Consider the following 13,798-nt stretch of genomic DNA (forward strand, 5'->3'; position numbering starts at 1 on the left):
ATTAGTTTCAATACCGCAAGCGGTAAGCAGTGCTGCAACGCTCTCAAATGGTCCCATTGGAACACCCTTATACAGTTTCAATACCGCAAGCGGTAAGCAGTGCTGCAACACTATAATCTCAAACTTCGCATAAACACTAGCTCAAAAACAGTATTTTAGAAACCTAAGCAACTCTATAACACTATTTTTCAAATCTTGTGTTTTGCTACTTCTTAGAAATAGTTTCAACTCACCAAAACACTGATAAATACTTCGTTCTCAATTACTGATAAAGTGTAAGAAATCTATTTTCTAACTATATTGATATTATAAGGGTTTTCTCACTTTTAGTCAATTTCAGGATAGATTTCTTAAAAATTACATAAAAATCAATTGAGCCCATACTTACACTATTTGTAACAATATTTTTGATTTTTACTATTAAAGAAAACCTTAAACCTTAAACCCTAACAGCTAAAATCTAAAATTTAAAGTCTAAAGTCTTATACTAAAATTACTTATACTAAAATTAGAGGTCATAACAAAATAAATGGTAAAACTATCATTCTATTACAACCTCTAATTCGTATTAATTACCTATCTAATTTTTATACTTTCAAATTCTAATGCTGGCTTTAATGGAATTCTATGAGTAAATTTCTTTTTATCATCACCACTAAGAGTCATATAAGCTACCTTTTGTAACCACTCTTCACTGCCCTTACCATTCCAATTCATCATAGCCAATAAAGTTTCTTTGGTCTTATTAAAAGACTCTTGACTCGCATTATCGCCAAGTTGTTCTTTCCTATATTCATTAAACTTATCGACGAAACTCTGTTGGTCTAAATTAGACATAGGTTCCTCAAATCCCATATTCCCTAAGAGCGCACTATATCGTTTATTCAAGTCATCAAGGACTAAATTGGTAACAATCATAATACTACCTAAACCAATACTTTTACCTTGGCCAATCTTAAAATAATACTGTGACTGTTTCTGATTAAACACTTCTAATAAAGCCCCTAATTCAAGATCAGTTAATTCATTAAAATATATTTTACCAGAGAACTTATTGCCCCAATCTAGCGGTCTAATCTTTTTCGTACCATTCACAAATTTTGTTTGATCATTGCTACACCAGTAATTTTTACTAATTTGTTGATGCCAATATAACTTATAACCACGAATGCCTGAACTTTTGCCCCAATGATTAATTTCTCCCCCTTTATCTGGTTGATTCAAATATAATTGGTGCGACGTCGGATTGGGACTCATTAAAGCCTTCGGATACTTTGCTTCTTTACAAACGTATTTAGCGTCTCCTTCCAAAGACGCATCACTAAAGAACACTCGACTCGCCCACCACTCCTTCTTGCCAAACATAGCATCTGTAAAATCTACAACATTGCTATTAATTGATTTAGGGATGTGTTCACCAATCGATTTGTCATAAGCAATTCGATATAAATGACCATGGCCAAAATGAACTACCTTATTATTTTCTTCACTATAAAAACAAGGTATTATAAATTCAATATCTGAGCGCCCAGTAATAGCTTGAATTTTTTCTTGATTATCATGTTTAAATAAACCTCCATGTTTTTCAGCTTTCGAGAATAAGAAAAAACGTTTTCGATTACCTTCTGTTAAACTCTTTTCTGCTACCATATCCGTATTACTACCTAATACCAATTTATAATCAGCATAATAATCTTCTACTACGGATTTTGGTACTTCAATGCGATTTGTATCTGAAAAATTATTACAAGTAATAGTATAATAATGTTTTTTTCCACTCATATTGCCAGTAATAATCTTACATGTAACTGTTTTTTCACTATCATTTTTAGACGAATATTTATCCCAAATAACACCTATGTCATCAATTTTCGGATAATTTTTATCATCTGAAATCCTCTTACGGCTCGAATCGCCCTTAAAGATAAAATATTTTGCTTCTGTAGCCTCATTATCTTTACTAGAACTCCTAATCTTCACTAAAAAGCCACTCTTCGGTTTTGCATACTTACCTCGTTTGTCTTCAGCTCCCAACAATTTTTCAGTATAATAAGCCTGTGTATGTTGAGTAGAATATTCATTTTGTTCAAGACTAATACTAGTAATCGCTCTAAAATATAGATGTCGATCAGCTACATCACCATCTGTATTATTCTTATTATAGGTTCTCATAGCACTACAAGATAAAATTTTGAAAATATTTTTTACCATACCACGAAGCGAACTTCCCGGAATAATTGGCACTCCAGCGGGAGAGTAAGACGCGAAATCGTCACTCCCCCCTATATAAAGGGGACTTTTATTTGTTATCTTTAAATCAATATAACCAGAGTAGCATCCATACTCTTTTACATATGATTTATAAGCAGCTTGTGCCTTTACTTTATCATTATTGTTAACTATTTTTTTCCATTCCTCAGAACTCGCCAATGGTGATACTACAACTTTTTTTGGAAGTGGCACAAAGTTATATGGAGATGTAGCAAACTTTTCAAAACTAATTTCTTGCACTTTATTAACCGATTTCTTGCTATTCTTTGATTCCATAATTAATCCTCCCATGCCTCTATTCGAAGAAATCTGTAATCATCATAACCAGCTAAATATACTTTAGCACCAGATACTTCATTATCAGAAAAGCCTATGTAATTACGCGTCACTAATCCATAATACTTTGAATCTTCTGCTACTGGTATGGTCATTTTTATCTTACGATTACTATCTTCTAATTTAACGCCCTGTTGACCATAGCCCGCATTAGTGCCCCATAATCGTCCCATACTATCGACAAATTCTACATCCATATCTCCATCTAATGTATCACAAATATAACGAGCTCTAAATTCATCATTGCCCTTTTTCAAATATAGCTCTTCCTGTTCATTAAAAATTCGTAACTCTAACACCAAGTTTAAATTCAATGGTTCATTATCAATCAGTTCTATAATCCCTCCTTTAACTCGTCCCCAACTCACTTTATTTATAAACCAAACAACAACTGTAGCTTCTTGTTTTATATATTGGGCAATTATATCTTCAAAACAATCTGATTTAAAAGTAAACGAGCTTATATTACTCTTACCAGCTTGATAAAATAACGATTGTTTTACTAAATCTATTGACATGCTGATTTCACACTCCCTCTCCCAAACTTGCAAATTCTTCTAAATACAAGTTTAATAGTTCTGAATCATCTTCATTATTTTCTCCAAAACTCTTTATGTTAAATTCTTGCCCATCATAGCGAATGTTGACAGACTCACCTATAATTCGTCCTTTACCAATGGATTTTTCACCACCAAATGGAATGCGTCCTGTACATATGTCCTTAATTAAACAAAGTGCCAAACCAGCTTCCCATTCCTGACAACGTTCAATCTCAAAGTGAATTTTCACATTATTACCAGACTCTTTTTCCTGCCACAAAGGTATATTAGTAAATAACGCAGAATCAATAACACCACCCGTAAAGCGGTCAACGCGGATTCGAGATTGTTTCACTTCTTTAACACCTTCTGAAATATACACTTCATCTACAATGAAGCGACTCTTGGCGCCCTGTTTAGTTCTGAAATCTAAATCAATGCCCATCAATGGATCTAATTTACTTTCGTCAATCCCTAAGCGCCGACATATATACTCAGCTTGTTTACGAAGAACACCTTTTACGGTAGTGCCCGGAATTGTTGGTAATAAATGCCCGTTTTTACCACTTTTAAATTGTACGGCATTAATCTTTTCGCCCTTAAAATCTATACCATAATCTCGAATAATTAACGAAGAATCTATACGTCCCTCTATATCAGCATAAAATGTATTCGTAGCAAAGGAAACATTACTCAAACTACCTTCATACTGATTACTACTAGGCTTATTGCACAACCACTGTTTTACCTCTTCAAATTTTGAAAAATCATAAAAATAGGCTGTTATATCTGAACTAGCAATTTTACCAAATCCTTTAGTCGTAGACCCACCTAATCGGATACCCGCTTTTAATTGATCAACAAGAGTTTTAATTAGCTGTTCTAATTCAGACAAATAATTTTCATGAACTCTTCTTAATGTAATCTCAATATGGAGTTTTCCAGTTGCCCCTCGTTCTACAACCTCAAAATCATACTTATGTCCGTCAATACCAACATTAACAACGCTATCAATAGCAACGCCTTCCCGAAATACAATATTAGCATCTTCTAACACAATGTCATTAATAATAATAGCACTTTGAGTAGAGCCTATTTTTGAATTAAAATCACCAAATAAAATACTACTAATCCCAACTTCATCAAAATCTTCGTCTAACTCATCCTTCAACGCTACTGTACTATTTGTCGTATTCCAAGCCCAATGACGTAATGCACCAGCTAAAGAGGTTCCTGGAATAAATGGGCGCTCTGCCTTATCCTTTACTACCTGTGAATCAACTTCGACACTTGCTCCAACAGCACCATCACCAGCCCCAATAATAAGTGGCGACATTAATTCTACCGTACCTTCAATCTTTATTTTTTGAATAACACTCGCTTCATTCATTATGTGTCCTCCTATTGTTTGCTATTTTTTCTAGCATGTCTACAGAACCAAAGCCAAAATTCATAGAAAAATACATCATTATCAAACGAAGGCAGTGTTAACTTTAGGTCTTTTGCTACCTGAAGTACTTTATCCCCTTCTTCAGCCGTTAATTGAAGGTCTTTGTACGGCCAATCAATCTTTTCTTTTGTCAATAAATCTGCCAATACCTCTTCACGACCATTAGCTAATTTAATTTTTATACGATTGAGCTGTTTCCAAAATACGCCACCTACCGTCTTAGCATGTTCACATTCTTTTAGAAATATGGCCTTATTTTTACTATAATCATATTCACCAAATCCTACCATCGCACGAGCACCTAAAAAACTCTCTAGCCTAGCAAATATATGCTTTTCACCAGCCACTTTTGCAGACCAACGATTAGCCTTCCGCCAATCCTGTATACATCTTAAGGCTTCTTTTCTTACTTTGCGAATTAATGTATCCATTAAAATGCGAGTAGCTACGCGTTCAACCTCTGGGCACAATGCACTTTGCAATGTCTGCTCCTCTGAAAAAACATTTTTATGAATATCCCAATTTCCGGATTGTGGTTGCCAAAACCTAAGCTGACCAAAGCCTTCTTCCGTACGCTCTCCAATGCCATTAAAAATGTATTCATTTAAGCGTGCCAACATATCTGCCGTCCACGGCGTTTCACTGGTAATTTCAAATACAGCCCCCTTTTCAATCGCTGGTACTTGCGGACGCTTTATACCCCAAATTGATACAAATCCATCAACCGTAGTATAATTAGCAAACATTTTTGTTATCTTAATGACACAATTATTCTCTTTAAATTTATTGATAATGTCTTGCAATGGACTTTGACTGTTAGAAGCTATCCCTGTTTCTAGCAGTATTGGCGTATCCGCTCTCAAATAGATTCGATTGTCAGTAAGCGATTGCACATCGATTATAGGATATACCGACTCAACCTCTTCAATAGGACCAAAACTAAATTCACATTGACCATAACCTGTAAATTTAGACCGTCCAATCCGCCCTTCAAAACGGTTATCTACTAAGTCTAATTTTTTTATTAACTTATCTAACGTATCTTCTTCTCCAAGAAGATACCCTTTGAATTCGTATCCGGCATCAATGGATTCATAGTTGTAAATCACCCCATCTAAACTTGTTCCACTAATACGTTCACGATCTCCTCCCTTTTTCTGTTTATTATTAGAGTTACGACTCATATGAAATGAAATCGATTTAAATATAGAAGCAGGATATACATAATCAGCATCAAAGGTGGCAAACCCTTTCATACTTTTATAGTCAACTAATGTATCTGACCAAGCTAATAAATCAACTACTTCTTTAGCCTCTTTCGTTGTACCAGTAAAATTCGTTGAATCTATAATACGTTGTTTTCTCTTTTGAATAGATTGTGGAATGGGAATAGTTCGTTGATTATTAGCTACAGGATACGCATCTACAAAACGAAGCTGGTTAAAAAATAAATTAACAAAATCTTCATCTTCATGAGCCAATTTACCTAGACCTTGCTCTTTTATAAAACGACCTGCCAAAACACCACGTAACACTGATCCAGATATAAAATCAACACTTTTTATTAACACACCATTAGTAGAGCTTGTCGTCAATACAATCGGTGATAACGTTTTAATAGTAACCTCTAATAGTTTCATTAATAAGCCCCCTCTAATCGTTTCGCCACTAACTCTACTTGATTATCTATGGTACATGTAATACGACCAAAACCTCGATTACGTTTTAATCCAGCTACTCTTGTATTTTGTAATAATAAAGCTAATAAGGATTCATTACTTGCTGTATCATCTAGTACTTCAATCGTTCCATAAAAAACTATCCCTGCATCAATAACTCTCATATTATGTAACGAACCTTGCTGTGTAAGGCCATTTTTATATGACTTTTTCATTTGATAGCGAATAGAAGAGTAACTTTCTAATACCGATTTACTATTAAAAAATTGGCTATATTTTGTTTGCAAATAATCCCACTGCTTACTTACCATGGCATAATTTTCTATAAAAAAATTAGAAATAATCAAATTTGGATTTTCAATATCACCACGATTGAATAAATTCTCTATTTCTTCTTTAGTTATAAAAGAAGCACCACTTAGTTCTGCCATCTCTAATAATTCAAGTGCACTTTCATATAGCAAGCCCCTAAATGTCCTAGCTGGGAAATAAGGCAACCCCCATCTATCATGAATTACGTCAGAATCAATATTAACATCCGCCTGTCCTGAGCTTAAATGAATTGGCGACTCCACTTTTATCGTTATTAAAAAAGATGTACTCATAACTAATCCTCCATCCCCACAGCATAATCCATCAATTCAATAGCATCCACATATGGTGTTTTTCCCTCAAACCAGAGCTTTTCTTCATAAGACTCCCAGTTGTTCACGGCCAATAAGGACTTACTATCACCTAATAATTCAAGATAACGCTGAATTTCATGTTCATCCTTTTGTAAAACAAATCGAAGTTCTTTCACTTTACCATATGAAACCGCTGGATTATCAGAGAACTTCCATTGATTAAACCGTGCAATACACTGTAATAGATTATCAATATGACGTGGATCATTTGACTCAATACCATTTACAATGTAAGGGCCAAAATGCATATTTCCCAAATTAGCCGTATATTCTTGTAAGCGAATTTGTTCTAACTCTGGTGCCTGTTCTCCATGTAACAGTGCAAAATCAAGCCAACTAGAACCTTTATAATTACGCGACTCACTTTTTGCTACAGCACATAATTGTTCTGCTAATTCATAACCACGGAAAAATGGATACGAAGTTGGCAGTATAGCAATCCCCGCACACGTATCAATAGAAATATCCTCAGGCTCTAACTCTTCTTTCATAAAATTCATGAACAAGCGCGTATATTTCAGTACATATTGAGCATTACATACAAACGTAATATCATCGCCCCCTAAAATTAAAGGACGAAGAGGGATTTTATGATTCGACCTACCTCCCTCAAGCTCAAGTTTTTTCTTATCATCTACAATAATGGACAATAATTTCTTAAAAGCTAATTTAGTTTTGTTAGCCACTTTTTTTGATAGTTTACTTCTATCTGTCAATGTTTTACATGCTCTAAATCGTAACCCCATATTATTGCCATCAATATGAACGATAGCAATATCATTGCCGCCTACATTTCGGCCCACAACGTGCTTCTCTTGACCCATATCATCTAATTCCATAGGGAATTCATAATTCTCTAATACATCAGAAAATTCAGATTGTAATGTTTCATTAGCTAATTTAGAATTATCAATTTTACTAAAACTCTCTTGTGAAATAATCCTTGCTTGACCGTTTTCTTTATACCAATAATTAGCCACTTCGCCATTAGTTTCACAGGGTACCGTTAAACCTGTGTCAAATATAGATATATTCGGAGATACACAATTCTGATTATCTTTTAATGTCTTATATAACTCACTTAAATCAAGAGAGAATTGTTCTTTATCTAAGGAAAGTTCCCCAAGAGCTGCACCAATTCTAACACCGGGATATAACACTAATAATTCTTTACTAAAAAGTTTAACTGTCTCTGGACGATAATCTGCCCCTTCAGCAGAAAATAAAACTAATGCATTACCACCGCCAATGTAAGCAACATAACAATCAGTAGGCAGCTGCTCTGTTACTAACTCAGATTTCTCCCAGCTATCTACATCAACAGTGAAATTACGTTGTGGTTCTTGACTTTGAACAAAGTTTTTTAATTTTTTCTCTAAAATTTCTTTACAAAGTACATCTTCAAAAAGACGTTCTACAATATAGGAAGCTCCTATATTTGTCTTTAACTTATTTCCAGAAAATATGTATTTCTGAATTGATCTCGTATCAAACAATAATCCCCGTACTTTCATAAATACCCTCCTAACTAAATCATAAACCTTACTTTTTATCAGCAATATTTGCATATGCATTACGCACTAAACAAATACAAGCTTTTAATGTATTCCCCTAAGCTGATTCATTTCTCTCACAAAATCATTATTTTAAATTATTCGACAAGTTCTATCAAAAAACCTCTAATTGAAGTTGATTATTAAGATACCTTAATTTTACACATAAAAAACTATAAACTTATATAGTAACACTACAATATAATCCCCTATTTTTCTGAAAAAATTATTATCACCAACACCATAGACATAATAAGTAATAGCCAAGGCCATAGCAAACTCCATAATGATGACAGTACCTCTTCATAGTCTTTCTGATACAATTTAACAATAATATAAACAATCAAAATACCACTCATAATAATTAATTTCTCCATTTTCCCTCTTCCTTATCAAAAATCATTTTAAAATTCATAAATTTAATATAATAACTCCTATATCTTACTTCTAATATCAACTCTATTATACAATTGAGTTACTCTTTTTCTTATTACAAACTATTGTGAACACTAAAAAAGCGGTAACCAAATGCGGATTATATCCGTCATTTAAGTTACCGCTCTCTTTTCTTTCTCTAAACTCGCTCTTATCCTCTTTCTATTACTAGAAACGATATACCAAAAACTTTAACACTAATGGCGCTTAATTTCTTGATATACACCGTATACCAGCTTAAGATACTGTTTTAACTCTTCACCAATATCATCATACGAATAATGTAACGTATTAGCATGATTAATATTATTACGAATACCACGTATTTTATGATACCCAATTAATACATCAATCGCTTTCTCCTCTGCCACTACAGACTGTATAATGACATCCCTAAATAAATATGAAAAGTCTTTCCTATACCGTTTTTCATCAAAATTAATCTCTACTATCTCTTTATCTGAATCTAACAAAGTCTCTATATCTAAAACGGTGGTTTTGTCTATAGAAACTTTATCTGTGCTAACTACCATTTCTGACTTTGTACAATTCATATAACTTTTTATAAGATTCAAAAATTCTTCATCACTAAAATCTAAAAGGCTTTTAAAAAAAGTGGCTACTTGGCGCCGACTTATATAATGCTCAAAACTGCCTCTATAGTTATAATCTCTATAAACAATTCTACGCCAAACTCGATCAGCCCACATAAAAGTATGAGGATTTTTTTTATCACCTATATATTCATTCAATTTACCTTTATCCGGTAAACTTTTACGTTCTTTTTCTAAACATTTTAAATTATTAACTAAAGATTCTGGCAATTTATCAGATGACCAAGGTTCTTTTTTGGCAATTTGTTGAAGAATATAACGAAGTTCTCTTATTTGACTTCCATTTTTCTTTATAACCGGCATCTCTTTTTTAGCAGATTTTTTCTTTTTTTGTAAGTTAGTACAATAACTTCCTATATAATTTGTTATAAATTCCCGCTTCCAATCACGTTTTTGTACCTGCCCTCGTTTTATGCATTCCTTAATAACCTCTACATCTTCGGTACTACAGATATGATTATCTACGATTATACTAGGCATCCATTCAGTGACTAATGTTAATCCTTGTTGATAAAATTTCTTATCTAAGCACCACTGTATAATATCCAGCCTATTACTATCCTCTTTAAATAATAATTCATATTCTTTTTGAATTAAATACATAATTTGTTCAAATAAATTCTCTTGAACTGACTTATCACTTAATTCGCTAAAAGATATAACTGATTGTTTTAAATTTTTAATTGAAGTTTCAAAACTATTACTACTACAAACTTTTACATTATCTGAGAAAGCCTTCATTGCTGCTAATAAATTAGCTAGTTCGGAACTAATCGGTATATTAGCTGTTTCAAAATAAGACTCAATATCATAAATACTACCAAAATTAATAAATTCATTGACCCCTGAAATCAGTCCCATCATACGATGAATGCCTGTTATATTTTCTACACGACTAATTCCACCATGAATATAATTAGCATATAAAAGCATAGATACCTTAATATTACTATGTTGAATTAACTGTATCACCGCTAAAATCATCATGGTAGCATTCCGAAATCCACCGGTCATGTCTACATATAAATTAACCGTATCATTTACTTTATCTGCATAACTTTTTAATAGTTGTGCCATCTGAATGACTGAATGTAAACCATCTATTCCTGTCATATCTTCATCATAATCAATACCCGAAAAACGGTTCACTAACGAAGGATATAAATAAGTCATTCGTTTAATAAAAAACTCTTCACCTGTCAGTGAAATAGATTGATCACATCCTATTATATCTTTAGCTGTAGCAAATTCTACATTTTCTTTTAACTTCTTAGTAGAAAAATAAAAAATACGATCTAACTTATTATTAGACATCACTAAATCTGACATAAGTTGACATACAGCAGCTTCATTTGTTTGAATACACGTAAACTGATTATTAACTGTATTCTCATACCTTTCATACTGTATCCCTTTAAAAATAATAGGATTATACATTTTATCTTTATCAACTCTTACTGGACTCAAAAAAGACAATAAAATATGTTTCATCTGTTAATTTCCCTTTCCTACATTGTTGTATCTAAAAGAGATAAATAAAGCAAATTCTTATTCAACCTAAACATTGATTCTCTAATCAAGACATATTGTTCCTACTTATGTATCTTCGCTTTAACTTGTTGAATCTTTTCTATACTTCCAGTTATTAATCGAATTAAATCATCGCTAGTAATATCCTCCTCTAAATCTTTAGTATTATCATGAGCATGAGCCATCGCATTGCGGTATGGTTTTAATGTATAATAATCATTCATAATTCGATATAAGTCATCTTTTGCCAGCTCTGCGGGAACCGCAATTTTTTCTGCAAGAAAAAGATCATAAATTCTTTTACATTTTTTATACAATATTAATTCCGAAGCGATTACACTATAATCCAAAAATTTCACCAATACATCTTGATTACAGTTTTGAATAACTAAATCAAACATACTTTTGCGTAACTTATATCCCGGTCCATTAATACTTGAACTAACTTGTTTCTCTAATGCACTAGAAGCTGTATCAGATAATAAGGTTTTATATTGTAAAGCATTTTTAGGTTCTTCATAAGATGCACAGAAAAACTTAATTAAGCCCCCATCATCATGTATATAAATCTCACGATCTTCCAATTGCGCTTTAAAATTTGCTACAAAGCATTGCACATCAACACGCTGATTTTTAAATGCTTTTTCTACTGAAGAAGAATTATATTGTCCTTTTTGACGACTACTTTTTTCTTTAATCGTAGTGCTTTCATCCTGATTACTAAATTCCATTAATAATTCTTTCCAAACCCCTAAAATAAGTGAACTTGCCTTATCACATTTACTTTGAATTCTATTATTTTCTTCTTCATTTTCATCAAACTCTGTTAATAATGTATAAATATTGCTAGATTTATTTATAGTTTTTACTTTTTTATCTGTATCCCTAGTTTCACTAGGCGCTTCCTTCTTAACAGAAGTATGTTTATTTACTATAATAATACCATTTTCAACTAAATAATCAGGAATGCATTCAACATATAATGACAAAGCTTGTTGAATATAGCGTCGATCTAAGCACCAACTAATAATATCACATACATCTATTTTTTCTTTGTTAACAATCGTTGCATATGATTGTTTCAACCGTCCAGTCAATAAACCAACAAGATCATAGTTTGCTTTTGCATTTAAAGAATGTCTCTCCGTCTCTGTTAAATCTATCGGATTACTCTTATTTATATATATTTTATAAGTTTCATCAAACTTTGCTTTTACTCTATCAAACTCTTGTAATGTTCTATTTAATTGCTGAATAGACTGTTCAAATTGACTTCTCCTTGATATTTGTACAGCATCAGCAAACTGATCCATAGAAGCTACTAAATTCCCTATAGCATTTTTTTTCGTTTCTACATCAATAGAACCACCTTGTGCCCAAAAAACATCTTTCAATGTTTTGACACTACCAAATCTAGAAAATTCTTCGGCGCCAGCGATGATATCAAATAAATCATAAATGCGTTTAGCATCATATACATGACCAATTCGCCCTGTTTCTGTTTTATTAAGATTTCCATATAAAATTTGACCAATTTTTAAGTTAGGTGTACTATATTGAGCCAACCGTACAATTGCTAAAATTGTCATGACTGCATCTCTCGGTCCCCCTGTAATATCGGCATGCAAATATACATCACTATCATCATCACAGACATTGGCTACATAACTACTTATACGCCCAGCCATTTGAATAACATTGGAAATTAAATATGAAACGTCTGTTATTACATCAGGACATTCTAAAATGGAATCCTCTGAAAACATCTTTTCAATAGTCTTTTTATCCATACAATCTTGTAATTGTCTTTTCAAAACATCTAATGTATTTACCTCTTCAATCATTAGATTATATTCTGAAATCTCATCCAAATTTTTATTTTTCTTATTAACAATACGTACTTTTTTACGCGCTGTATCAGAAGCAAATAGAAAAACTTTTTCTACAGGAATTTTTACTCCTTCGCCTTTAAAATTGCTATAGCCTTGAAGTAAATACTTCAAACATGATTCATTAGTAGTTTTTGTTGGTCCTAACTTTTCATACTGTGTAATATTATATACGCGAAGATTGTTTAAGTCTTCTTTATTAAACGCCTTCTCACATACAGTCTTATACTCATCTGACAACGAGCTAGTATTTAAAGCTGACATGAAGGTTACAACAATATGATGTTCTTTTGAAATATTTAATTCTATATTCTCTTTACACATAACACAACTCTCCTCTTAACAACCTACTCAAAAATTGTTACACTCTAGCTATATACATTATACTAACTTTCTTAGTACTCTCGAAACTGTTCAAATTCATAATATATGTCTTTATGGACACCCTTACTATCCATTCTTTCTTTTACACAGCGTTCACTACAAGCTGCTACTACAGGAATCTCTAAGGCTTTTAAAGAATTAACCATATGAAAAGTATATGTAAATTCTCCTTGACATAAAACAACACTAGGTTCTAGTTTTCTTATTTCTGCACAATATATGCTAACCAATTGCTTCACTTCATCTAAAGTAGCTTGAGGATTTATATTAGGAAAGAGAATATCTTTAATTGCACCAACTTTTTCAGCCTCTGCGCGTTGCTTCTCTGACCAGTTATCACTCGGATGATTAGAATGATTTATAAATAAAGGTCTCATACTATTTGTATATTCTCCCTTCTAACAACAAATTGATTATTATCTCCTTATTGTA

The 13,798-nt window shown here is 32.5% G+C and carries 9 protein-coding genes and 1 CRISPR repeat array (1 of these 10 only partly in view); all 9 genes read right to left on the reverse strand.

Annotated features, from left to right (window positions below; translation table 11 throughout):
- Positions 1 to 109: direct repeats of the CRISPR family, unit length 35 nt; unit sequence GTTTCAATACCGCAAGCGGTAAGCAGTGCTGCAAC; it begins 1,946 nt to the left of the window's first position.
- Positions 110 to 576: 467 nt separating this feature from the next.
- The 9 genes from DYE54_RS05150 to DYE54_RS05190 all read right to left on the reverse strand — a co-directional run bounded on the left by DYE54_RS05150 (position 577) and on the right by DYE54_RS05190 (position 13,743).
- On the reverse strand, positions 577 to 2,547 hold the full coding sequence (locus DYE54_RS05150) for a TIGR03986 family type III CRISPR-associated RAMP protein (protein WP_172460564.1): 1,971 nt from the start codon (positions 2,545 to 2,547) through the stop codon (positions 577 to 579).
- 2 nt (positions 2,548 to 2,549) lie between these two features.
- Positions 2,550 to 3,125 (reverse strand): type III-D CRISPR-associated protein Csx19, encoded by a 576-nt coding sequence (gene csx19 / locus DYE54_RS05155; RefSeq protein ID WP_115310232.1) that lies wholly within the window; start codon positions 3,123 to 3,125, stop codon positions 2,550 to 2,552.
- Between the two features lie 7 nt (positions 3,126 to 3,132).
- On the reverse strand, positions 3,133 to 4,536 hold the full coding sequence (locus tag DYE54_RS05160; protein WP_115310233.1) for an RAMP superfamily CRISPR-associated protein: 1,404 nt from the start codon (positions 4,534 to 4,536) through the stop codon (positions 3,133 to 3,135).
- An 11-nt stretch (positions 4,537 to 4,547) separates the two neighbouring features.
- On the reverse strand, positions 4,548 to 6,236 hold the full coding sequence (locus tag DYE54_RS05165) for an RAMP superfamily CRISPR-associated protein (RefSeq protein WP_115310234.1): 1,689 nt from the start codon (positions 6,234 to 6,236) through the stop codon (positions 4,548 to 4,550).
- A complete protein-coding gene (locus DYE54_RS05170) occupies positions 6,236 to 6,880 on the reverse strand; it encodes an RAMP superfamily CRISPR-associated protein (protein ID WP_115310235.1) in 645 nt (214 codons plus the stop codon). The genes DYE54_RS05165 and DYE54_RS05170 overlap by 1 nt, the downstream gene beginning before the upstream one ends.
- Positions 6,881 to 6,882: 2 nt before the next feature.
- Positions 6,883 to 8,475, reverse strand: a complete 1,593-nt coding sequence (locus DYE54_RS05175; protein WP_115310236.1) for a Cas10/Cmr2 second palm domain-containing protein — start codon at positions 8,473 to 8,475, stop codon at positions 6,883 to 6,885.
- 671 nt (positions 8,476 to 9,146) lie between these two features.
- Positions 9,147 to 11,054: a TM1812 family CRISPR-associated protein gene (locus DYE54_RS05180; protein WP_115310237.1), complete on the reverse strand. Its 1,908-nt coding sequence runs from the start codon at positions 11,052 to 11,054 to the stop codon at positions 9,147 to 9,149.
- Positions 11,055 to 11,155: 101 nt separating this feature from the next.
- Entirely contained in the window at positions 11,156 to 13,306 is a 2,151-nt protein-coding gene (locus DYE54_RS05185) for a TM1812 family CRISPR-associated protein (RefSeq protein ID WP_115310238.1), read from the reverse strand.
- Between the two features lie 71 nt (positions 13,307 to 13,377).
- Complete coding sequence (locus DYE54_RS05190; RefSeq protein WP_115310239.1) at positions 13,378 to 13,743, reverse strand: hypothetical protein; 366 nt, start codon at positions 13,741 to 13,743, stop codon at positions 13,378 to 13,380.
- Positions 13,744 to 13,798: the final 55 nt, after the last annotated feature.

Source organism: Veillonella criceti (assembly GCF_900460315.1).
Classification (GTDB): domain Bacteria; phylum Bacillota; class Negativicutes; order Veillonellales; family Veillonellaceae; genus Veillonella_A; species Veillonella_A criceti.

Bases quoted from the DNA above. Each gene is read 5' to 3' on its own strand.
- DYE54_RS05175 (WP_115310236.1), bottom strand. From the start codon at position 8,475: ATGAAAGTACGGGGATTATTGTTTGATACGAGATCAATTCAGAAATAC.
- DYE54_RS05160 (WP_115310233.1), bottom strand. From the start codon at position 4,536: ATGAATGAAGCGAGTGTTATTCAAAAAATAAAGATTGAAGGTACGGTA.
- DYE54_RS05165 (WP_115310234.1), bottom strand. From the start codon at position 6,236: ATGAAACTATTAGAGGTTACTATTAAAACGTTATCACCGATTGTATTG.
- DYE54_RS05190 (WP_115310239.1), bottom strand. From the start codon at position 13,743: ATGAGACCTTTATTTATAAATCATTCTAATCATCCGAGTGATAACTGG.
- DYE54_RS05170 (WP_115310235.1), bottom strand. From the start codon at position 6,880: ATGAGTACATCTTTTTTAATAACGATAAAAGTGGAGTCGCCAATTCAT.
- DYE54_RS05180 (WP_115310237.1), bottom strand. From the start codon at position 11,054: ATGAAACATATTTTATTGTCTTTTTTGAGTCCAGTAAGAGTTGATAAA.
- DYE54_RS05185 (WP_115310238.1), bottom strand. From the start codon at position 13,306: ATGTGTAAAGAGAATATAGAATTAAATATTTCAAAAGAACATCATATT.
- csx19 (WP_115310232.1), bottom strand. From the start codon at position 3,125: ATGTCAATAGATTTAGTAAAACAATCGTTATTTTATCAAGCTGGTAAG.
- DYE54_RS05150 (WP_172460564.1), bottom strand. From the start codon at position 2,547: ATGGAATCAAAGAATAGCAAGAAATCGGTTAATAAAGTGCAAGAAATT.